Below are 21497 nucleotides of genomic sequence, written 5' to 3'. Positions count from 1 at the left end.
ATGAGTTTTGCTGTGTTCGAAACCGAAATTGCCCGGATCAACGACATCCTCTGTGCGGTGAACCTGCTTACGTGGGATTCCCGCACGATGATGCCGGCTGGTGGTGTCGAAGCGCGCGGCCAGCAGATCGCCACGCTGGTTGGCATCGCCCGCGATATGGCGACAGGCGACGAATTGCAACGTGCCATCGCGACGGCGCGCTCGGAGCTAGCGGGGGCACCATCGGATGATCTGCGCCTCGTCGCTGTCGAGCAGGCGGCAGCGTCTATCGCCAAGCTGTCGCGCATTCCGGCAAAGCTCGTTGCTGCCTCGACCACCCTGAAGACGCTGGCCCAGGCGGCCTGGGTCAAGGCCCGTGCCGCCAACGATTTTGCAGGCTTCGCGCCCGTCCTCGAGCGCACCATGGAAATGCAACGAGAGATCGCCGGCGCGCTTGGCTACGAGGAGCACCCGTATGACGCTCTCGTCGATACCTACGAGCCCGGCATGCGCTGGTCGAAGCTGCAGACGCTTTACGGGCAGCTGCAGAAATCGCTGATCCCGCTGCTGGCGCAGGCGAAAGAGGCGCGGGTGCGCAGTGAAATCCTCGATCGCGCTTATCCTGTCGAGAAACAGCGTGAGTTTTCCAGCTTGATGGCTACGCGGCTCGGCTACGATTTCGGTCGCGGCCGGCTTGATGACGCCGTGCATCCGTTCGAAATATCCTTCACCCGCTCCGATGTCCGCATCACCGGCCGTTTCCGTGAAACTTGGCTGCCGGGCGGCCTGTTTGCGGTCTGGCACGAGGCCGGCCACGGTCTCTACGAGCAGGGCATCTCGGAGCAGTTTTCGCGCTCGACCTTCACCACGGATTTCGTCAATCTCTACGCCGTCGGCGGCGCCAGCTTCGGCATGCACGAATCCCAGTCGCGGCTGCTGGAAAACCGCGTCGGCCGCTCGCGCCGGTTCTGGGACCTGCACTTCCATGAACTCAAGGCCGTTTTCCCTGAGCAGCTGTCGGATGTCTCGGTCGATGATTTCTGGCGTGTGATCAATGCCGCCCGCCCGAGCCTCATCCGCGTCGAGGCCGACGAACTGACCTATGATTTCCACATCATGCTGCGCTCGGAAATTGAGGCCGGCCTGATTGCCGGCGACACCCGGGTTGCCGACCTGCCGGAAATCTGGCGCGACAAGGTAAAGTCCTATCTCGGTCTCGATGTCCCCACGGATACGCTAGGCGTGCTGCAGGACGTGCATTGGTCATCGGGCATGGTCGGCTCCTTCCCGACCTACACAGTTGGCAACATCATGTCTTCGCAGCTGTTTTCCACGGCGCGGAAGGAGGCTGCCGTCGAAAAAGGCCTGGAGAGCGGTGACTACATGCCGCTGAAATCGTGGCTCCAGCACAATGTCCATCAACACGGGCGCTCGAAAAGCCCGGGCGATATCCTGGTGGCGGCCACCGGCTCGGACCTGTCGGCAGATGCCTATATTGCAGACCTGACCGCCAAGGTCGCCGACCTCACGGCCTGATCATCCAGAGGGGCGCCACGCATCAGGCGCTTTTTGCCAGTTCTTCGTCGAGCATGGAGAGCAGGCGCGGATCGTCCGGCGTGACATCCGGCGCAAAGCGCGCAACGACGCTACCATGACGGCCGATCAGGAATTTCTCGAAATTCCAGAGGACGTCGCTGGCGGCGCCCGTATCGACGCCGTAGCCCTTCAGCCTTTCGCGCATCGGGCCATCGCCGGTGGTCGGTACGGGGGAGGCTGTCAGCATTTTGTAGAGCGGGTGCTTGGCCGCGCCCTTGACTGAGATCTTGGAGAAAACCGGAAATTGCACGTCGTAGGTCGATTGGCAAAAGGTCATGATCTCGGCGTCCGAACCCGGCTCCTGCTCCTTGAAATCATTGGCAGGAAAGGCCGCAATGGTAAATCCACGGTCGCGCTTCGCCTCATAGAGTTTTTCCAGCGCTTCGTATTGGACGGTCAAGCCACATTTCGAAGCGACGTTGACGACCAGCAAGACCTGTCCGCGGTAGTCGTTCAGTGTTGCAGCACGGCCGTCTGCTCGCTTGAGCGGGATATCGAACAGGGTTTCGGGCACTGGTCTCTCCATAACAGGCTTCGTTCCGTCTTGCCCGCGATATGAGGGCGGCGACGGGGCGCTGTCAATCGCGGGCATCGATGGCCAAGAGGTCCCGCGACCGGTCGTCGGAAGCTGAAAATATGAAGTCTCCCTTGCTTTTGTCCGGCTTGCGATCTTGACTTCGAGACCAGGAAATATTCAATGCCCTACACGCTCTGGCAGGCCTATTGACGAGGAGATTCGCCTGCCTTTCCTCCTATTAAACTACTAAAAATCCATTGTGAACGCGATGCCGTAGACAGGTCACCCGCCGTGTTCATCCGGACGTATGCGTGAGAAAGGAATGTCGATGACCGACTTCGTCGATCCATCGAAGCGGCCGCTGGTTGTCGGCGCCATCGTGCTTGCGACTTTTATGGTGGCGATCGAGGCGACCATCGTCGCTACCGCGATGCCGCGCATCGTCGGTGAGTTGGGCGGCTTCACCTACTACAGCTGGGTATTTTCGGCCTTCCTGCTCGCCCAGTCTACGACAACAATGATCTATGGCAAGCTGTCGGATATTTTTGGCCGCAAGCCGATCCTGATCGTTGGCATCCTGATCTTCCTCCTTGGCTCCGCACTTGCCGGTTTCGCCTGGTCGATGACTTCGCTGATCGTCTTCCGACTTGTCCAGGGTGTCGGTGCCGGCGCCATCCAGCCCGTGACCACGACAGTTGTCGGCGATCTCTACAAGCTCGAGGAGCGTGCCAAGGTCCAGGGCGTGCTTGCCAGCGTCTGGGCTATCTCGGCTGTGGTCGGACCTCTTGCCGGCGGGCTTATCGTCGATCATCTCTCCTGGGCCTGGATCTTCTGGATCAACCTGCCGCTCGGCGTGCTGACTATTGCCGGGTTCGTGCTTTTCCTGAAGGAGAAGATCGAGCCTCGCGTGGTCCACATCGATTATCTCGGCACGTTGCTGTTTTCTGTTTCCATCGTTTCGTTGCTGTTTATCCTGACAGAAACCGATGCCAGCGCCGCCGTCCTCGGCGGCTTTGGCCTGCTGTTCCTTGTCTCTGGCGTGCTGTTCCTGCTTCAGGAAGGACGGGCGCCGGAGCCGTTGATTTCGATCGCCCTTTGGAGCCGGCGACTGATCGCCACCAGCAATGCCGCGACGCTGCTGGCCGGCATGGCGTTGATCGGGCTCACGACGGTGCTGCCGATATACGTCCAGGGTGTGCTCGGCCGCTCTTCACTCGAGGCAGGTTTCACGCTGACGATGCTGATCGTCGGCTGGCCCCTGGCGGTGGTGATGTCGCCAAAACTGTTTCGCGCTTTCGGTATCCGCCGCACCTTGAGAGTCGGCAGCCTGCTGTTTCCGTTCGGGGCGATATTCCTGCTGTTCCTGACCCCCGAAAGCACCCCCATACCCGCCGGTGTCGGCGCTTTTTTGATGGGCTTCGGAATGGGATTGATCAGCCTCACCAGCATCGTTCTGGTGCAGGACAGCGTCGACTGGTCGGAGCGCGGCAGTGCAACGGCCTCGATCCTGTTTTCACGCAGCCTCGGCAATACGCTTGGCGCCACGGCGCTAGGTTCGATCCTCAATCTCGGCATTGCCCACTTCGGCAGCGGAGCGCTAGCCGAGAAGCTTCATGACGTCTTGAACCAGCCGACCGGCCTCTCAGATCTTTCTTCCAATCCTGCCATCAGGGCCGTTTTCAATTCTGCGCTGCACTGGAGTTTCTGGGGGGTCTTCGTGGTCGCTGCTTTGACATTTCTCACCACCTGGCTCATTCCGGTCAGCCATCGCGCCGGTGGCGCAGCGGCGAAGGTCGATGCGAAGGAAGCGATATCACACTGATCGGCAAAGCCGGCCCGGAGTTGTTGAATGGCAGACGTATCGACGCGGCAAAAGACCGATCTCGCAGAAGCACCGAAAGCACGGTCGCTGCTGCTTGCACTGCTGGTCGCCGGCGCGTTCTTCATGGAAAACCTCGATGGCACGGTGATCGCCACTGCCCTGCCGCAGATGGCCACGTCCTTTGGCGTACGGCCCGTCGATCTCAATATCGGCATGAGCGCCTACCTGTTGACGCTCGGCATCTTCATTCCCATCAGCGGCTGGATCAGCGACCGGTTTGGCGCACGGCTGGTGTTCTCGTCTGCCGTGGTCGTCTTCACGCTGGCATCCGTACTCTGCGGATTTGCGGAGGGCATCGGGACGTTCGTTGCCATGCGGATCCTGCAAGGTATCGGCGGTGCGATGATGGTGCCGGTGGGCCGGTTGCTTGTGCTCAACAACACGCCGAAAGAAAAGCTGATTTCGGCCATCGCGACGATTACCTGGCCTGCGCTGGTGGCCCCCGTGCTCGGCCCGCCGCTTGGCGGGTTCCTCACCGATCATGCCAGCTGGCGCTGGATCTTCTTCCTCAATCTGCCGCTCGGCATCCTTGCCTTCGTCTTTGCCCTGATTCTGATTCCCAAGGGGCAGCATCAGGAGAAGCGGCCCTTCGACTGGACCGGCTTCGTCGCCAGCGGTTTTGGCCTGGCGTCTGTGATGTATGGTCTGGAACTGATTGGTCGAGCAAAGCCGGAATGGCTGTCAGCAGGCACCTATCTGGCGGTAGGACTTGTTCTGCTGACCGTGGCAATTCTCCACTTCCGTCGTAGCGCCCACCCGCTGATCGATTTTTCAGGCCTGAGCAAGCCGACATTTGCCGTCGCCTTGTGGGGGGGCTCGCTGTTTCGCATGGCGATCGGCGCGGTGCCGTTTTTGCTGCCGCTGATGTTCCAGGTCGGGTTCGGGCTTGGTGCCTTCGAGGCGGGGATGATGACGCTTGCGGTCTTTGCCGGCAATCTCCTGATAAAGCCCGCAACGACGCCGATCTTGCGACGATACGGCTTCCGCCGTGTGCTGCTGGTCAACGGCATCCTCAATGCGCTCTTCATCGCCGCCTGCGCGCTGTTCTCGCCGACATCGTCGTTGGCGTTTATCATCCCCGTGCTGTTTATCGGCGGGATGTGCCGCTCGATGCATTTCTCGGCTCTCAATACCATCGCCTTCGCAGATATTCCCAAGCCGCAGATGACTGGCGCCAACACGCTGTTCAGCACCGCCTTCCAGCTGACGATGGGCATGGGCATTGCACTCGGTGCCATCGGTATTCGCATCGGTCAGGTCTTGGCACCCCCGCTGGGTCTGGCCCTGCCGGCCATCGAGTTCCGCCTTGCCTTCGTCCTGCTTGGTCTCGTGGCGCTGTTGGCCACCGTCGACTGCTGGCGTCTCGCTCCCGATGCCGGGGCAAATGTTTCCAGGAAACCGGCGCAGGGCAAGTGACGATCGCTATGTGCCCTGTCGTTGCCGGCACCGAAGATAATCGGATGATAATTGCTGCGCCGTCGCTCGGAACAAGCCTGCGGCAAGCTTGCGGGCGATAGGGTCCGCCACCGATCAGTTCACGCCGAAATCTCTGGACGCATGATGAAAAGCCACCACCGTCTGCTCGCCATCTTGAGCGTTGCCATCTCCTTGTCCGCCTGCGTAGATCATATCGGCAAACCCCTCCTGCTGCCGGTCGGTACCCCGGCGCAGTTTCCCGGGGTGGTGCATGTCATGTGCGTTGGCGATGCCGACGCTGCCTACGACCGGCAGAAGGAAGAATTTGCCTACCGCGCCCGCATGAATGGCCCAGGAGTGTTGCCAAGCGAGGTGCCGGCCCAGGAAAGCCAGGCAGAGGCTGCGGCACGCATGAAATATATGTCCTGCGTCTCGAGCCAGGGATACCGCGCCGTCTTTAACTGACGCCTGTGGCTGGAGGCACGCTCAGGTTCACGAGAGTGGATTTGCCGGAAAGCGCATGGTGAATGCGGTTCCGTTCGCATTCTCATAGGAAAAAGTACCATTGATCTGGGCAACGAAACCAGTGATCAGCCGGCTGCCCATGCCCTTGTGCGTCAGTTCCGGATCGATGCCGGGCCCATCGTCACGCACTGTCAGAACTGCCATACCGTCGCTTTCGCTTTCCAGTTCCACAACGAGATGCCCGTCGGAGCGGCCGATAAAGGCGTATTTGAAGGCGTTTGAGACCACCTCGTTGATGATCATGCCGATAGGGAGAGCCTGGTCACGGTCCACGGAAATTGAGGTAAGCCGTGTTTCGATCGTGACCGCCGCGTCGTAGGAGGCGGCGATCTCCCCGACCAGTCGCTCCGTATAGGGGGCGACATCGACACGGTCGAACTGGTCCGTCTGGTAGATCTGTTCGTGAACCGCAATCATGGCTGCGATCCGCCGTTCCATATCGCCGCGCGCCTCCTTGGAGATAGGCTGAAGGCGGATCAGCGCCGATACGGCCTGCAGGTTGTTCTTCACGCGATGATGAATTTCCCGGAACAGAAACTGGTTGCGCTCCAGCAGCCGCTCGAGAACGGCGTTGCGTTCGGCAAAGGCATTCAACAAGGCGACAATCCAGATGGCGCTTGCGATGATCATCAGGATGATCGGCAGCCCGAAGATGAGTTGCGTGTCGAGGCCTGACCAGAACATCTGCAACGTCTGCGCGGTATCTATACCCGCAGTGGCGATCAGCGGCCATCCATCCACATGCCAGTAACCGACGATCCGCGCCACGCCATCCACCGGCGAGGCGCCGCTGCGATAATAGCCTTGCGGACTTTTCGGGAGGTGGACCGTGAAAAGCGGAGTCTGGCTGAAATCCATCGGCTTGTCGAAGGTCGGGTGGCGCGCCACCAGCCATCCGTCGGAGCGGATCACGCCGACGCTCGATTTCGGTCCGAGTTCCATGGAGTTCCAGAACTCGTCGAGCTTCTCGGTCGGAATGGCAATGCTCGCCACGCCGTGGAACTGCCCGTCGCGCTCGATGCGTCTTGCAATGATGAAAACCTGCTTCCCACTCAGCCGCTCCTGCAACTGCTCGGAAATGACCACTTCCCGACCGGCCTTCAACTGCTGGAAATACTCGCGATCGGCCACCGTGATGCCCGTTGCCTGCCGTACGCTCGAAAGACGCAGCGCGCCGTTTTGATCGTAGACGGAATATTGAAACCCGGAGGGCAGATCACCAACCGCCTGCGAGATGTCGGAAATCGTATTGGCGTTGGACTCGATCGGCTGTTCGTCGAGCTTTGCATCGATGCGCCTCAGCGCCTGGTCGCTGGCTTCAATCATCCATTGCAGATGAGCGGCAACCACGTGGGCAGAGGATTGCGCCCGAGCTTCGCCGGCCGCTATCGTGGCCTTGTAGTTTTGCCAGATCATGAGGCCGGAGAGGCTCAGGACGGCAACAAGAAACAGGCTGACGAGCACTACGGCCGACTTTGACGTCAACCGAGCTATCCGTCGCTCAGGACCATCCACTCCGCGAAATCTCCCCGTGCAAATCGCTTGCTGGAACGTTCTAACACGCGACGTCACAGGGCTGGAAGAGCAAGTTAAGTTGAAACATGTTTGAAGTTCTGGCCGCCTTTGCCAACCTGGCGATGACGCCACGCCTTGGCAGACGCCAAGGTTAGAAAGCGGAAAATCGACCGGCGGCGGGCACCTCTTCGAAGCGCGAATGCGGCGAAGGATATCATGACGATGTACCAGCAAAGGATAATGGCAAACAGATCGAAATGCTCGTTCAGGGCGATTGCAATGCCCGCGAAGCCGACGAATCCGCAGGCGAGGAAACCGATACCAATGAACGGGATGTTTGACAAAGTCATAATGAGAACTCCTCAAGACTGTAGTAAGGAAACGCTTGCATCCTGAGGTAGTTCGATGTGGTCTGCTTTCTTGGTAAGTAAAGAGTAAACAGGCGAGCGTCCAAAGCTGCGTCTTTGGTTGTCAAGTTGCCACCAGAGAAGGGCCAATTTTGGATACTGGCCCTTCCTGAAATCAGCAGATTTCGTGGGGCAACCTAGTTCCGCAGATACGCTTCGAGGCTGTCGTCCATGGCCTCGATCCAGGGCGTGTGGTGCTTCGGGGCCATATTTCCGGTCATCAGCGAGCGATAGCCGTTGTCACGGAAGCTCATGATGCTTTCTGCCTTGTGATGCTCCCATTCCATGAAAGTCCGGTTGACGCCCTCGATATCGAAATCGGGGTAATCTGTGGCGGCAAGCAGCTCCTTGACGTAGTCGCCCTGGAACCAGATCATCTGCTCGGCGTCCTCGAGCCCTTCCTCGCGGGCACGCCATGTGTCGAAATGTGCTTTCATCCCGTCTGCGTCCGGCAATGCGATGCGGCAGAGGATAATGTCGCGAGCGTACCAGGCCTGCGCGTCGAACATGTTGAACGTGTAGAACTGGTCCTGCATGCCGATGTAGAAGAGCTGCGGGTTTTTTTCATAGACGATGCCGTTGTAGAGATCGTCGGCCCACAGGCGGTTTGCAGTCTTCAGGCGCAGGCTGTCGGGCAGGAACGGAAAATGGTGTAGGTAGCCGGTGCATAGGATCAGCGCGTCGACTTCCTTCGTGGTGCCGTCCTTGAAATGTGCTGTCTTGCCGTCCAGCCTCTGTAGCAGCGGCCTCTCTTCGAAACGCTGCGGCCACGCAAAGCCGATGGGCTTGCTGCGATAGCTGACGGTGACCGATTTGGCGCCATATTTCCAGCACTGCGAGCCGATGTCCTCGGCCGAATAGCTGCGACCGACGATGAGGATATCCTTGTCCTTGAACTCCAGCGCATCGCGAAAGTCATGGGCATGCATGACACGACCGCCGAAGCTGGCGACCCCCTCGAAATAGGGAACATTAGGCGTCGAGAAATGGCCTGATGCCACCACGACATAGTCGAAGACCTCGTCATACATCCGGTCGTTGACGCGGTCATGGGCTGTCACCGTGAATTTTTTACTCACCTCGTCGAAGGTCACCATCCGCACGGGCGTGCTGAAACGCACCCAGTCGCGGACGCCGGCTTTCTCTACGCGACCCTTGATATAGTCCCAGAGCACGGCGCGCGGCGGGTATGAGGCGATAGGCTTGCCGAAGTGTTCCTCGAAGGAATAATCGGCAAACTCCAGGCATTCCTTCGGGCCGTTCGACCATAGATAGCGGTACATGCTGCCGTGCACCGGTTCGCCATATTCGTCGAGCCCGGTGCGCCAGGTGTAGTTCCACAAGCCGCCCCAATCCGCCTGCTTCTCGAAGCAGACGACTTCGGGGATTTCTGCGCCTTTCGCTGCGGCCGATTGGAACGCTCTCAGTTGCGCCAGTCCCGATGGTCCGGCGCCGATCACGGCAACTCTCGTCATGTCAGTTCCCTCATTTTTATTGATCTGCTTGGTATGATCGGTCGGTCAGTCCGGAAAAATGCCCGGGCTGGTCGGCGCTCCGTCATCGTAGGTGCTGAGCCAGTCGATCATGATCGGGCGATTGCGCGTCAGACCCTTGTAGTCGACGATCTCGGGCGGCAGGCTCGCCAGCACACGCGGCAGGCGGCGTGCCCATTTAGGCACGGTGACCAGTTCATCGAGGCTGATGAGATAGCAGCGGATCACGAACAGGATGGCGTTAGAGCGGGGCAGGCGCCAGAGGCTCTGCAGCTCGACGCGAAGATGCATTTTCCGGCCGACGTTTTCCGGCGTGACCGTCAGGCGGTCAGGCCCCCATTTGTGGTAATTCTCCGGGCTGGTGTCGAGGCGCGGGTTGACCGTCATCGTCCAGTTCAGCCGCCGCGTCGGCTTGCCCTGCTGCAGGTTCAGGAGGAACTTCAGCGCCCGCTCGAAGACGCCGATCTGGTGGGCCAGCGGCACCGGGCCATGCCATTCCATGAAGTTCATGCCGATGTCGAAATCGAGCGACCAGTCGGCCTGCGTCGTGACCATGCCGGCATCCATCCAGAGATTGCCGTCGCGCTGATCGACAATGCAGAAATCGCCCTGCGCCTGGCGGGTGATATATTCCATCGGCTGATAGGGGAGGGTCGAGGCATCGCCGAAGGTGAAGCTGTCATCGATGCCGAGCGGCCGATTTATCCAGCGCCACTTGTCACCGTCTTTGGTGAGGGAGAAATGCTCCGGATAATCGGAGGCCTGGTGCTCCATGATCAGTTCCAGCGTATCCCACTGGGCCGTCATCATATGCGGCAGTGCCTGGCACCGCAGCGGATCCTCCTTCAGCACCAGCGCCCGGTCATGCATCTCGGCGACGTAATGTTCGTCGACGTCGATCAGGTTTTCAAAGACGCTATTGGCCGGCCCTCGCACGTGCGGTTCCATGTTGACCGCGTACATGTAGGCGTCCCGGTCGAAGGGAAATGGAAATCGGCGAATGTTTTCCGGGCTGTTGCGAAAGGTGAAATCGTCCCGGAATGTTTCCTGCCTGAACTTGATGGTCATCCGTCCGATCCTTCCTCGAGGCTAAAGTTGAAGCAACAGTTGCTGGCCCTTGAAGCGCGACACGCAGATCATGATTTTCCGCCCCTCGGCCTTTTCCGCGTCCGAGAGGTAGACGTCGTTGTGCTCGAGTTCGCCATCGCTGGAGAGGACGACGGTTTCGCACTGCCCGCAGGCCCCGCCGCGGCACATGTAGGGCGCCTCGCAGCCAGCAGCCTCCACCGCCTCGAGGATGCTCTGATGCTCACCGACCGTGATCGCCCGATCTGCCTTTGCCAGCATCACCTGGAACGGCAGGCCGGCAGGAGGTGCAAGAAAGCGCTCCGCATGCAGGTTTTCCTTCGGCCAGCCGGCCTCCAGCGCCGTCAGCAGCACACCGTCGATCATGCCGGAGGGTCCGCAGACATAGAGATGCGTGCCGAGAGGCTGGTTATCGACGATCGTCTCCACCGGAATGAGTCTTTTCTCGTCGTCGAAGTAGAGTTTGACCTTGCGCGGTCCGTAGCGCTCAAGCAGTTGCTGCCAGAAGGCACCGTGTTCGCGAGAGCGCATGGCATAGTGCAGTTCGAAGGCGGCGTTATCGCGCGTAAACTGCTCCATCATCGCCAGAAACGGCGTGATGCCGATGCCGCCGGCAAACAGGATATGCTTGCGGCCGCGATGATCGACGGGAAAGAGGTTGACCGGCTGGCTGATCGTGAGCTGGTCGCCTACGCGAAGCCTGTCGTGGAGAAACGCCGAGCCGCCGCGCGAATTGGCTACCCGCAGCACGCTGATTTCATACCCTGATGTATCGTCCGGTGACGACATCAGCGAATAGGGATTGCGCCGCAGCTGCTCGCCGTCGTTCATTGAGACGACAATATGCGAACCGCCCGAAAACACCGGCAAAGGGGCGCCGTCGGGCCGCTCCAGCCGGAAGGTTTTGACCGCTGCCGCCACCTGCGTCACGGCTGTCACTTGGACGGTCATCTCTGTGTTGATGCTCACAGGAAAATTTCCTCCGGCTCCGGTGCAGTGCCCGGCTCTTCGGCATCGACGTTGACGCCCTGGAAAGCGCCGAGCCGTCGCGAATAATGGTCGCGAACGAGAAGCTTCAGGCCGCAGTGCGAGCAGACGAAGGGCGTCGTGGTGACGTTGTCGGTCACGCCCTTGCAATGGACGCACTGCACACGCCGGGCCAGCGATCCCCGATGCTCCGTCCTCAGCGAGTTGAAGTCGACGCCGAAATCGAGGGCCACCTGGATCGCCTGACCAATAAAGCCTTCCGTCCCGGCGATGTAGATCCGCATCCCCATGGTCGCATTGTCGAGGCAGACGCGAAGACGCCCCAGCAGCGGCTGCAAGCCGGCGGCCGTCCAGGTGACGTCGGCGCCAAGTGCTGCGAGATCGGCGACGTGGCTCTGGCCAGCCGAGCCACCCGGCAGATAAAGGATTTCGGCCCTCGGTAGAAATGCCCCGCCATCGCTCCCGGCGCGATCGAGAAGAGCCAATGCGCCTTCGCCCTCAAGCACAAAGAGGTGGCGCTTCGCATGGGGGTCGATGTCGAGCCCCTTATATTCCGGTCTGCTCTTGATCCCTGCAACCAGCATCGGGCTCGCCCCTCAATCTTTCGCCGTCCGCTTCTTTTTCTCCGGATCGTCGAAGGTGATGGTGTGGGCAATCGCCGGCGCATTGACAGTCTTGCCCTTGACCTCGAGCTTCACGCCCTGCGACGCATAAGGCACTTCGACGCGCATGATCGCCATGGATCGGTTGGTCAGCTTGGAATAGCTGGGGCAGGTTATGACCCCGACCTTGCGACCGTCGGCCCAGACCTCGTCGCCGAGATCGGTCGGGCCATCCGCATCGACCAGCAGGCCGAAAATCTTGAACCTCTCCTTGCCCTTGAGACGCGCATGCTCCTCGGCGCCTCGAAAGCCCACCTTGCCGGGGCTGACGGTGAAATCGAGCCCCAGCTCCCACAGGCTGTCGCCCGGCTGCTCATTGTCGAACGGGTACATCTGCGAATTGTCGTAGGGGAAGAACAGCAGGTAGCTTTCGACACGCAGCATGTCGAGAACACTAAAGCAGCAGGGGATGATGCCCATCTCCTTGCCCTCGTCGACGATCCGGTCCCAGATCATCCCGGCATCCTGTCCGCGAACGAAAAGCTCATAGCCCCGTTCGCCGGTATAGCCGGTGCGAGAGATCATCACGGGCGCCCCGAACAGCGTCGTCTGCATGTGGTGAAAGTATTTGAGCTCGCGGATGCCCGGCACATATTTCGACAGGTAGTCGACGGCAAGCGGCCCCTGCAGCGACAGGTCGTGGAGGTCGTCGTCGAACAGCACAGCGCAATTGCGGCCTGCGGCCTGTTTCGTGATCTCCTCGTGACCGGTTCCCGAACCGTGCACCAGCATCCAGGAGTTCGGGCCGGTGCGATAGACGATACAGTCGTCTGTGAAATGGCCGCGATCGTTGAGCATGCAGGCATAGACCGAGCGGCCCGGATAGATTTTGCTCATGTCGCGGGTGGTGATGTATTCTAGCACTGCAATCGCGTGCGGACCGACGAGGTGGACCTTCTTCAGTCCCGACACATCCATGAGGCCCGCCTTTGTGCGGATGGCGATGTGTTCCTCGTAGATATCCTTGTCGTAGGTCCAGGCGGTTCCCATGCCGCTCCAGTCCTCGAGCTTGGATCCGAGCGCCCGATGCCGGTCCGCGAGCGCAGAAAATCGCCAACTCAAAGCCATGCCATTCCCCTTCAATATTTCACTATGTGGAAATAATTATTCCTGATTATATGTGTGTGGACGCGAACGGCAAGGGTAATCTGGACACCCCGCGAGACAATGTTGGAGCTATCGTGGGAAACCACCTGCTGGCGGATTGCTGTCGTGCTCAGGCGATCTCAACTTTTTTGGCTGGCATAAAGTGCTATTGAAGGTCGATCGCAGATTGGATGGAAACCAGCGCATGCGCAAACTGCCGGCATTGTCCGCCATGAAGGTGTTTGAGGTCGTCGGCCAGACGCGCAGTTTCACCAAAGCAGCCGCAAGGCTCAATCTTACCCAGAGTGCCGTCAGCCGACAGGTGCGAAACCTGGAGGACCAACTCGGCGAACCGCTCCTCATCCGGCGTCATCATGACCTGGAACTGACGCCGGCGGGCGTTGCGCTGTTTTCCACCCTGCAGCATGCCTTTCACAGCGTCGAACTGGCCGTGCGCGGCATCGTCGACAAGAGCGCCGGCAATCGTCTGCGCATCAATGTGCCACCGACCTTTGCCAAGCGTTGGCTGATGCCGCGGATGGGACGGTTGCGCGTGGCACTTCCGGACGTCGGGATCAGCATCGGCACGGAACTGCGCGACAGCCTTGCCGAGCGCAGTCTGCTCGACTGCGCGATCCGCTTCGGCGATGGCGAGTGGCCGATGCTGAATGCCCATCTCCTGATGACCGAACGCCATATCGCCGTCTGCGCACCGACATTGCTGAACGGGCGGCGCGACACGTCTCCCATGGACTTCTCCGGCCTCACCTTTCTGCACGTCCTCGCCTCCCCAGACCGGCGCTATATGACCTGGCAGCACTGGCTGGATGCCGCAGGCCTTGCGGATATCGACACGAGCGGCGGCCTCGAATTCGATCTGCTGGATCTGGTGATCGAAGCCGCCTGCAATGGCCTCGGCGTCGCCGTGGTCGATCGCTTCATGGTCGGCGAATACCTTGCAGACGGCAGGCTCGTGCAATTGTCCGATGTCGAGATCGAGGGCCATGAATCCTATTGGCTTGTCGAAAGGGCGGGCGTCGCCGGAGGCAACCATCTCAAGGCCTTCAGGCAGTGGCTGTTCGACGAACTCTCGCTGACTGGCGCCAGGGTCTGACTGTTGCCGTTGGAAGCATTCCATTTTGGAATGCTTTGCCCGACAATAACACGCTTGCGCGCGTCCTAACCTGCCGGTCGAATGGCGAGGATGGCGTCGACCTCCGACGCTTTGTCGCGATATCGGGGACGGAAGATGCAGCACTACCGCAATTTCATCGGGGGCCAATTTTGCGAGCCGACGACGGCCTCGCGGATCGAGGTCCGCAATCCTGCCGATGGCGCCGTTTTTGCAGCTGTAGCCGAAGCCGACGAAGAGACTGTCATCGATGCCGTTGCACAGGCAGCGGCAGCACAGAAGCTGTGGCGGGTCTTGCCGGCGATCCAGCGCGGCGACGCCCTGCGCCGTCTGGCCGATGCGATCGAGAAACACGCAAGGCAGATCGGCGAAGCCTTGGCACGCGAATCCGGCAAAAGTCTTGCCGACGCGACCGGCGAGGCGATCTACGGTGCCGAGCTTATGCGCTACCATGCGGAGTGGGCGCGCCGCGTCGAAGGCGAGATCATCGAGAGCGATACGCCCAACGAGACCCTGCTGCTGAAGCGTGAGCCGATCGGTGTCGTCGCCTGCCTGATCCCGTTCAATTTTCCGATCTACACGCTGGTGCGCAAGATTGCGCCCGCGCTGATCACCGGAAACGCCGTGGTGGTTCGCCCCAGCAACACCACGCCGACCTCCGCCTTTGCGTTTGCCGACGCGATACTTGACGCCGACCTGCCGCCCGGCCTGGTCAACATCATGGCCATGAGCCATGACGTCTGCCGGACGCTCTGCACCCAGCCTGCCGTCGGCATGATCACACTGACCGGTAGCGTCGCTGCTGGCCAGGCGGTGCTCGATTTCTGCAAAACCAATATCGCCAAACCGTCTCTGGAGCTCGGCGGCAAGACACCTGTCATCGTCGAACCTGATGCCGATCTCGACGCCGTGGCAGCTGCGATCATCACCGCCAAGACCGCCCATTGCGGCCAGATCTGCACTGCGGCCGAGCGGCTCTATATCCATGCGTCGGTGCATGACGCACTTCTTGAAAAGCTGCGCGTGGGCTTTGCGGCTCGCAGCTTCGGCAATCGCGCCGTCGATGCCGGCTCAATGGGGCCGCTGGCGACAGCCGCCGCCCGGGAAAAACTACATGCAATGGTCGAACGGGCGCAGGCGGAGGGCGCGACGCTGGAGACGGGTGGCGTGCTGCCGGAAGGCCCCGGCTTCTTTTATCCTCCGACGCTGCTGTCCGGATGCACTCAGCAAATGGAAATCGTCCGCGACGAGGTTTTCGGCCCTGTCTTGGCAGTGCTCAGATATGAGACCTTCGAACAGGCGCTGGCGTTGGCCAGCGATCACCAGTTCGGTCTTTCTTCGGTACTGTTCACCGAGAACTACCACAAGGTGATGCAAGCTTCAGGTGAGATCGAAGCCGGCGAACTTTATATCAATCGTTTCCCGGCCGATCCCTATCAGGGCTACCATGCCGGCTGGAAGAAATCCGGCCTTGGCGGCGACGACGGCAAGCACGGCATGCTCGAATTCACCCAGACCCGCCTCGTCATCCTGAAGCACTGACGCCGCGCCATCCCGGCGCTGGATCGTTGAGGAAACCGCCATGAAGATCGCCTCGCTCAAGACCCATATCGTTGCCGTACCGCCGCCCCATGTCGGCGGCATGTACTGGATTTTCGTCCGGCTCGAGACGGCATGCGGCATCGAGGGCGTCGGGGAGATCTATGCGACGTCCTTCCACCCCTCGGCCATGGTTCCGCTGATAGACGACGTCTTCCAGCGCTATCTGCTGGATCACGATCCCCACCGTATCGAGCGTTTCTGGCGGGCGGCCTATTCCAGCGGTTTCACCCAGCGGCCGGACCCGACGATGATGGGCATCGTCTCAGGCCTCGAAATCGCCTGCTGGGATATCATCGGCAAGGCGGCGGGTCGCCCGGTGTCCGATCTCCTGGGCGGCACGGTCAACGAGAAGCTGCGGGCCTATACCTATCTCTATCCGAAGAACGCCGCCGGCGAGTTCGATTTCAACGACCCCGATCTTGCTGCCGAATGCGCCGTGGACATGGTCGACCAGGGCTTCACGGCTGTCAAATTCGACCCAGCCGGTCCCTACACCAATTATTCGGGCCACCAGTTGTCCATGGGCGTCATGGCTCGTTGCGAGACTTTTTGCGCAAGGATCCGCGAAGCCGTCGGCGACAGCGCCGACATCCTGTTCGGAACCCATGGCCAGATGGTGCCATCCTCCGCCATCCGCCTTGCCCGGCGGCTGGAGAAATACGATCCGCTATGGTTCGAGGAGCCGGTGCCGCCCGGCCAGGAGGCCGCGATGGCGGAAGTGGCCCGTGCTACGTCGATCCCGATTTCGACCGGCGAGCGCTTGACCACGAAGTATGAATTTCAGCGCGTCCTGCAGCTGGGTGCGGCCTCTATCCTGCAGATGAACGTGGCACGCGTCGGCGGATTGCTGGAAGCCAAGAAGATTGCCGGCATGGCAGAGGCCTATTACGCACAGATCGCTCCGCATCTCTACAACGGTCCCGTCGGTGCTGCCGCCAGTATCCAGCTATCGGCGGCCACCCCGAATTTCCTCATTCACGAGGCGATCATGGATTTCGGCGGCTTCCACGCCGAGGTGCTGAAGACCAAGCTGCAGTTCGATGACGGCTATCTCATTCCGTCGCGCGAGCCCGGCCTTGGCATCGAGCTGGATCTCGACGTGATCGAGCGTCATTCGCCCTACACTGGCGACCGTCTGCATTTGCAGATGGCTGCCGAACCCGCCGATATCAAAGCGTTTGCCCCCGCGCGTGGCTGATCACGATAGAGACAAACCATGATCTACGACTTCGTCATCGTCGGCGCGGGTTCGGCCGGCTGCATCCTGGCTAGCCGCCTCAGCGAAAACGGAAAGTATAGCGTGCTGCTCATCGAGGCAGGCGGCAAGGACAATTCCTTCTGGTTCAAGATCCCCGTCGGATACGCCAAGAGCTTCTACAATCCCGATGTCAACTGGATGTATTCGACGGAACCGGAGCCTGAACTGAATGGACGCCGGATCTATGTCCCGCGCGGCAAGGTGCAAGGGGGCTCCGGCTCGATCAACGCCATGATCTTCGTGCGTGGCGCTGCAGCCGATTTCGACGACTGGCAGGCGGCAGGCAACCCCGGCTGGGGCGCAAGTGACGTGCTCCCCTATTTCCGCAAGCTGGAAACCCACGCACAGGGGGCGTCCCGGTGGCATGGAGGCGAAGGACCGATCCACGTCACGCCGATGCGCGGAATGACCCACGGGATCAGCGATGCCTTTCTCAAAGCCTGCGGCGAAGTGAATTTGCCCGCCAACCCGGATTTCAACGGCGCTTCGATCGAAGGCGCCGGTGTCTACGACATCAACACCCGCAACGGCCAGCGTTCCCACTCCAGTGCTGAATATCTGCGTCCCGCCCTTAGACGACCGAACCTGACGATAGAGCGCCATGCCTTTGCACAGCGGTTGCTCTTCGCTGTCGATGGAAAGGTCGAGGGCGTCGAGGTGGTGCAGAACGGTCTGTCTCGACGTTTCATGGCCCGCCGGGAGGTGATCCTTGCGGCCGGCGCCATCGATAGCCCGAAGCTCTTGCAGATGTCGGGCGTTGGCGACGCCGCTTCCTTGACGCAACTCGGAATTCAGATGCGGCATCACCTGCCGGGGGTCGGAGCAAACCTGCAGGACCATCTCTGCGCCAGCTTCTACTATCGCGCCAACCGCCCGACGCTGAACGGCGTCTTCGGCAGTAAATTCGGCCAGGCGGCACTCGGTCTGCGCTATGTTCTGACGCGCAAAGGCCCCTTCGCCATGAGCGTCAATCAGGCGGGCGGTTTCTTTCGTGGCAGTCCGCAGGAGGAAAAGCCCAACATCCAGCTCTATTTCAATCCGCTTTCCTACCGGATTCCTGCCACTTCCAAGTCCGGGCTCATGCCGGAGCCCTATCCGGGGTTTCTGATTGCTTTCAATGCCTGCCGCCCCACCAGCCGGGGAAAGGTGCAGATCGCCTCTAGCGATCCCTCGAGGGCGCCTCTGATCCAGCCGAACTACCTGTCGACGGAGCGCGACGTCGCCGAAGTCCTGCAGGGCAGCCGCCTTGTGCGTCGCATAGCCTCGGCGCCGTCATTTTCAGAGATCACCGACACGGAAGTCTCGCCTTCTGCTGCGGTCGAAAGCGATGCGGATCTGCTCGCCTATTTCCGCGCCAACAGCGGCTCGATCTATCATCCATGCGGCACCTGCGCGATGGGGCCGGATAGCGGCAGATCGGTGGTCGATGCGCGCTTGCGGGTGCATGGCCTCAGGGGGCTGCGGGTTGTCGATGCCTCGATTTTCCCGACGATCACCGCCGGCAATATCAATGCGCCGACGATGATGGTGGCAGAAAAGGGAGCCGCCATGATTCTTGAGGATATCCGAGGCTAGACGCAGGCCGTCGAGAAGGCGAACACGTCGATGGGATCGCCCAGACCGCGCAGCGGATAGGAGCCGAGGTTCTCCAGCACGCCAGAGCAGCTAGCCATCTCCACGAAGGCGCGCGACAACAGGACAGGGCGTTTGATTTCCTTGGTCAGGCTTTCCAACCGCGAGGCGACGTTGACGGCTGGCCCGATCACGGTGAAATCGAGACGCCGTTTGGAGCCGATATTGCCATACATGACATCGCCGACATGGACCCCGATGCCGTAGCCAAGGGCTTCATAGCCGCGTGCCATATTGTGGACGTTGAGCGCCGTCATGGCGGATTGCGCTTCCGCAATAGCCCGCATGAGGTTGCGGCAGGCGTCGGGGTTGCTCAGCGGAAAGATTGCCAGCAGCCCGTCACCCATGAATTTGAGAATTTCGCCCCCAAACTTCTCGATGGGCTCGGACATGGCGTCGAAATAGCCATTGAGTAGCTCGATCACATCGTCGCGCGGCCAGATATCGGAGAGTTTGGTGAAATCCCTGAGATCGCAGATCATGATCGCCGCACCGACGGTGACGCCGCTGCCCCGCGTGGTGGCACCCGCCAGGATTTGCTCGCTGGCATGCGGACCGACATAGGTCTCGAGCAGCGTCCGCGCCAGGCGATTTTTCAACCGGATTTCGCTTACAAGCGCCAGCACCGGTATAAGACCTTTGAGCACGGCGATGTCGGCGTCGCTGAAGCCGCCGGGCTTTTTGGTCGCAAAGCTTGTGACGTGACGTTTTCCGTGCGTGTGGTCGATCGGCCAGGCCACGTACTCTGTGTATCCCTCCAGCTTCAGATCGTCGTAGATCGGATGCCAGACGCCCTTACCGTCCTTGCCCTCCAGCAGCTGGCGCGCCTGGTCGGCACCTTCACTGATGGCATACATCGGGCTACCGAGATATTGCGTAGTCAATTCGACGCCATAGTCGAAAGTCCGGATTTCCGCTTCGGTCATGCCGGTCTCCCAGAGGATGCGGGCGCCCAGCCATTGCGGATTGCGGGTGCTGAAATGCAGGGTCGCGCGGGCCACCGGCACACCCTCCGCCACCAGCCGATCGCACATCTCGACAAAGATATTATCGATGTAGGGCTGCGTCCGGGTCTCCATAATCAGCCATTCGAGTATTTTCCCATGCGCGAGCGAAAGGTGGCCGGCCGGCGGCTTCGAATCGAGACCAGCGTTTTGCGGCGATGACATGGCGGCACTCCATTGGGTCATTGGCTTGCATGCCCACATGGAGCAAAGCCGCATCGATTTACTGTCCAGTGTGGACTTTGCACATGCAATTGAAAAGCCGGCTGAACGAAAGCGGCCCTATCCTTCTTCGCGCACAAGGGCTTCCGCTGCAAGACCGACGCCTAACAGGTGATCGTCTGTGCGCGGCATGCCCGAGAGAAGCAGCCCCACGGGCATGCCGGCATCGCCCGTCCCGCAGGGAATGGAAATGCCGCAGCCATCCAGAAAATTGCCGATCAGCGTATTGCGCAACGTCTTGCCGTTCGTCTGGAAAAACAGATCGTCGTCATTGAGAACAGATGCGATGGGTGGCGCAACATGCGGAAGCGTCGGGAAAACGAGGATATCCTTCGGTCCGACCAGAGCCGCCATTGCGGCAATCAGCCTCTCGCGGGCACTGAGCAGGTCGATATAGCCGGTCATGCTGATATTGGCACCGAGACGGGCGCGCGCAACGACGCGGCGGTCCATACGGTCGGTGTCGGCTCCCGCTAGGCGGTGACGGTGCAGTGCGAAGGCCTCCGCGGTGACTAACGGGCCATGCTGCTGCTGCAGATCGAAAATCTCCGAAAAGATCGGGAAAGCCTGGCGCCTGACGACGGCGCCCGCCTTGACCAGCCGCGCCAGTGCGGCCTCGAACGCCGCCAGAACTCCATCCTCAATGCCGTCGAAGACGACTGTTTCCGGAACGATCAACACCAGCCCGTCGATCGACCCGCGCGTGATTACAGGTGCTGTCAGACCGCGCATCGCTGCATCGATCCAGACTGCGTCCTGGACTGTGCGGCAGAGAGGGCCGAGCGAATCCAGGCTCGTTGCCAGGGGAAAGACGCCCTTCATCGAATATCGCCCGCGTGTCGCCTTGTAGCCGACGATGCCGTTGAAAGCGGCCGGAATGCGGATGGAGCCGCCAGTGTCGGTGCCTATCGCAACGGGCACGAGCCCTGCTGCTACCGCCACTGCGGAACCGGATGACGAACCTCCGGGCAGGCGCGGAACGTCTCTCGATGCCGGGTTGTAAGGAGTGCCGTAATGCGGATTGATGCCGAGGCCGGAAAAGGCAAACTCGCTCATGTTGACGCGGCCGACACTGACTATCCCGGCTGCGGCAAGTGCCGTGACGACATCGGCGTCATTAGTCTCCGGGGGAGCATCTTTCAACACGACTGAGCCAGCAGTGGTTGCAAGGCCTTCGACGGCAAACAGATCCTTCCAGGCAATAGGTACGCCGTCGAGCAGGCCGAGCGAGCGACCTTCGCGGATGCGACGCGAGGCGGCGGCGGCCTCTGCCTTGGCCCGGGCCTCGCTCAGGCTGACAAAGATCGCCTGGTCCGGGTAGGTTCGGATCGCATCGAACGTCTGCTCGACGAGTGTCTGCGGGTCAAGCACACCGGCTTGCAGCAGCGCAGACAACTGGGACACGGATTTTCCGGCAGTGGCATCGCTCATGATCTATCCTCGAGGCTGGGCTTGCCGATTGGGGCAGCAAATTGTCAGCTGTCAAACTAGAGGGG

General features: G+C 60.6%; 18 protein-coding genes. 8 read left to right on the top strand and 10 right to left on the bottom strand.

All coding sequences use genetic code 11. From position 1 onward, the window contains the following. On the top strand, positions 1 to 1515 hold the full coding sequence (locus tag EQW76_RS17785) for a carboxypeptidase M32 (protein WP_143123046.1): 1515 nt from the start codon (positions 1 to 3) through the stop codon (positions 1513 to 1515). 22 nt (positions 1516 to 1537) lie between these two features. On the opposite strand, the gene EQW76_RS17780 is transcribed toward EQW76_RS17785, so the two are convergent. Then, positions 1538 to 2089 (bottom strand): glutathione peroxidase, encoded by a 552-nt coding sequence (locus EQW76_RS17780; RefSeq protein ID WP_142830145.1) that lies wholly within the window; start codon positions 2087 to 2089, stop codon positions 1538 to 1540. Between the two features lie 331 nt (positions 2090 to 2420). On the opposite strand from EQW76_RS17780, the gene EQW76_RS17775 reads away from it, so the two are divergent. The 3 genes from EQW76_RS17775 (at position 2421) to EQW76_RS17765 (ending at position 5855) form a co-directional block, all read left to right on the top strand. Then, complete coding sequence (locus EQW76_RS17775) at positions 2421 to 3914, top strand: MDR family MFS transporter (RefSeq protein WP_143123045.1); 1494 nt, start codon at positions 2421 to 2423, stop codon at positions 3912 to 3914. Positions 3915 to 3941: 27 nt separating this feature from the next. Then, positions 3942 to 5390, top strand: a complete 1449-nt coding sequence (locus EQW76_RS17770; protein WP_142830149.1) for an MFS transporter — start codon at positions 3942 to 3944, stop codon at positions 5388 to 5390. A gap of 144 nt (positions 5391 to 5534) precedes the next feature. Continuing rightward, entirely contained in the window at positions 5535 to 5855 is a 321-nt protein-coding gene (locus EQW76_RS17765; protein WP_142830151.1) for a hypothetical protein, read from the top strand. A gap of 27 nt (positions 5856 to 5882) precedes the next feature. Here EQW76_RS17765 and EQW76_RS17760 read toward each other — a convergent pair whose 3' ends face one another. From EQW76_RS17760 to EQW76_RS17730, 7 genes are all read right to left on the bottom strand, one after another. Beyond that, positions 5883 to 7400 carry a histidine kinase dimerization/phosphoacceptor domain -containing protein gene (locus EQW76_RS17760; protein WP_142830153.1) on the bottom strand — a complete coding sequence of 506 codons (1518 nt, stop codon included), beginning with the start codon at positions 7398 to 7400 and terminating at the stop codon, positions 5883 to 5885. A gap of 104 nt (positions 7401 to 7504) precedes the next feature. Next, a complete protein-coding gene (locus tag EQW76_RS17755; RefSeq protein ID WP_142830155.1) occupies positions 7505 to 7780 on the bottom strand; it encodes a hypothetical protein in 276 nt (91 codons plus the stop codon). 194 nt (positions 7781 to 7974) lie between these two features. Continuing rightward, positions 7975 to 9312 (bottom strand): NAD(P)/FAD-dependent oxidoreductase, encoded by a 1338-nt coding sequence (locus EQW76_RS17750; protein WP_143123044.1) that lies wholly within the window; start codon positions 9310 to 9312, stop codon positions 7975 to 7977. Positions 9313 to 9357: 45 nt separating this feature from the next. Further along, positions 9358 to 10398, bottom strand: coding sequence for a DUF3445 domain-containing protein (locus EQW76_RS17745; RefSeq protein WP_142830159.1), 1041 nt, complete (start codon positions 10396 to 10398; stop codon positions 9358 to 9360). Between the two features lie 21 nt (positions 10399 to 10419). After that, positions 10420 to 11385 (bottom strand): PDR/VanB family oxidoreductase, encoded by a 966-nt coding sequence (locus EQW76_RS17740; RefSeq protein ID WP_142830161.1) that lies wholly within the window; start codon positions 11383 to 11385, stop codon positions 10420 to 10422. Next, the gene (locus tag EQW76_RS17735) at positions 11382 to 11987 is read right to left on the bottom strand and encodes a dimethylamine monooxygenase subunit DmmA family protein (protein WP_142830163.1); all 606 of its coding nucleotides are present in this window, start codon (positions 11985 to 11987) and stop codon (positions 11382 to 11384) included. Before EQW76_RS17735 ends, EQW76_RS17740 begins: the two co-directional genes overlap by 4 nt. Before the next feature lie 12 nt (positions 11988 to 11999). Further along, complete coding sequence (locus tag EQW76_RS17730) at positions 12000 to 13133, bottom strand: aminomethyltransferase family protein (RefSeq protein WP_142830165.1); 1134 nt, start codon at positions 13131 to 13133, stop codon at positions 12000 to 12002. Between the two features lie 223 nt (positions 13134 to 13356). Here EQW76_RS17730 and EQW76_RS17725 point away from each other — a divergent pair, with 223 nt between their 5' ends. The 4 genes from EQW76_RS17725 to EQW76_RS17710 all read left to right on the top strand — a co-directional run bounded on the left by EQW76_RS17725 (position 13357) and on the right by EQW76_RS17710 (position 18718). Further along, entirely contained in the window at positions 13357 to 14265 is a 909-nt protein-coding gene (locus EQW76_RS17725) for a LysR substrate-binding domain-containing protein (RefSeq protein ID WP_142830167.1), read from the top strand. A 135-nt stretch (positions 14266 to 14400) separates the two neighbouring features. Then, positions 14401 to 15825, top strand: coding sequence for an aldehyde dehydrogenase family protein (locus EQW76_RS17720; protein ID WP_142830169.1), 1425 nt, complete (start codon positions 14401 to 14403; stop codon positions 15823 to 15825). Positions 15826 to 15865: 40 nt separating this feature from the next. After that, positions 15866 to 17083 (top strand): mandelate racemase/muconate lactonizing enzyme family protein, encoded by a 1218-nt coding sequence (locus EQW76_RS17715; protein WP_142830171.1) that lies wholly within the window; start codon positions 15866 to 15868, stop codon positions 17081 to 17083. A gap of 18 nt (positions 17084 to 17101) precedes the next feature. Beyond that, positions 17102 to 18718, top strand: a complete 1617-nt coding sequence (locus tag EQW76_RS17710) for a GMC family oxidoreductase N-terminal domain-containing protein (protein ID WP_142830173.1) — start codon at positions 17102 to 17104, stop codon at positions 18716 to 18718. Here the strand turns inward: EQW76_RS17710 and EQW76_RS17705 are convergent. After that, positions 18715 to 19854, bottom strand: a complete 1140-nt coding sequence (locus EQW76_RS17705; RefSeq protein WP_224128634.1) for an adenylate/guanylate cyclase domain-containing protein — start codon at positions 19852 to 19854, stop codon at positions 18715 to 18717. The two genes, EQW76_RS17710 and EQW76_RS17705, sit on opposite strands and share 4 nt — an antisense overlap. 207 nt (positions 19855 to 20061) lie before the next feature. After that, the gene (locus EQW76_RS17700; protein ID WP_143123043.1) at positions 20062 to 21432 is read right to left on the bottom strand and encodes an amidase; all 1371 of its coding nucleotides are present in this window, start codon (positions 21430 to 21432) and stop codon (positions 20062 to 20064) included. Between the last annotated feature and the right edge of the window lie 65 nt (positions 21433 to 21497).

Origin of the sequence: Rhizobium sp. rho-13.1, assembly GCF_007000305.1 — a bacterium.
GTDB lineage: Bacteria > Pseudomonadota > Alphaproteobacteria > Rhizobiales > Rhizobiaceae > Rhizobium > Rhizobium rhododendri.
This window is presented reverse-complemented; position numbering and strand designations above follow the sequence as displayed.

Excerpts from the sequence above, each read along its gene's own strand:
- EQW76_RS17785 (WP_143123046.1), top strand. The coding sequence starts at position 1 with ATGAGTTTTGCTGTGTTCGAAACCGAAATTGCCCGGATCAACGACATC.
- EQW76_RS17775 (WP_143123045.1), top strand. The coding sequence starts at position 2,421 with ATGACCGACTTCGTCGATCCATCGAAGCGGCCGCTGGTTGTCGGCGCC.
- EQW76_RS17770 (WP_142830149.1), top strand. The coding sequence starts at position 3,942 with ATGGCAGACGTATCGACGCGGCAAAAGACCGATCTCGCAGAAGCACCG.
- EQW76_RS17765 (WP_142830151.1), top strand. The coding sequence starts at position 5,535 with ATGAAAAGCCACCACCGTCTGCTCGCCATCTTGAGCGTTGCCATCTCC.
- EQW76_RS17755 (WP_142830155.1), bottom strand. The coding sequence starts at position 7,780 with ATGACTTTGTCAAACATCCCGTTCATTGGTATCGGTTTCCTCGCCTGC.
- EQW76_RS17750 (WP_143123044.1), bottom strand. The coding sequence starts at position 9,312 with ATGACGAGAGTTGCCGTGATCGGCGCCGGACCATCGGGACTGGCGCAA.
- EQW76_RS17745 (WP_142830159.1), bottom strand. The coding sequence starts at position 10,398 with ATGACCATCAAGTTCAGGCAGGAAACATTCCGGGACGATTTCACCTTT.
- EQW76_RS17735 (WP_142830163.1), bottom strand. The coding sequence starts at position 11,987 with ATGCTGGTTGCAGGGATCAAGAGCAGACCGGAATATAAGGGGCTCGAC.
- EQW76_RS17730 (WP_142830165.1), bottom strand. The coding sequence starts at position 13,133 with ATGGCTTTGAGTTGGCGATTTTCTGCGCTCGCGGACCGGCATCGGGCG.
- EQW76_RS17725 (WP_142830167.1), top strand. The coding sequence starts at position 13,357 with ATGCGCAAACTGCCGGCATTGTCCGCCATGAAGGTGTTTGAGGTCGTC.
- EQW76_RS17720 (WP_142830169.1), top strand. The coding sequence starts at position 14,401 with ATGCAGCACTACCGCAATTTCATCGGGGGCCAATTTTGCGAGCCGACG.
- EQW76_RS17715 (WP_142830171.1), top strand. The coding sequence starts at position 15,866 with ATGAAGATCGCCTCGCTCAAGACCCATATCGTTGCCGTACCGCCGCCC.
- EQW76_RS17710 (WP_142830173.1), top strand. The coding sequence starts at position 17,102 with ATGATCTACGACTTCGTCATCGTCGGCGCGGGTTCGGCCGGCTGCATC.
- EQW76_RS17705 (WP_224128634.1), bottom strand. The coding sequence starts at position 19,854 with ATGGAGACCCGGACGCAGCCCTACATCGATAATATCTTTGTCGAGATG.
- EQW76_RS17700 (WP_143123043.1), bottom strand. The coding sequence starts at position 21,432 with ATGAGCGATGCCACTGCCGGAAAATCCGTGTCCCAGTTGTCTGCGCTG.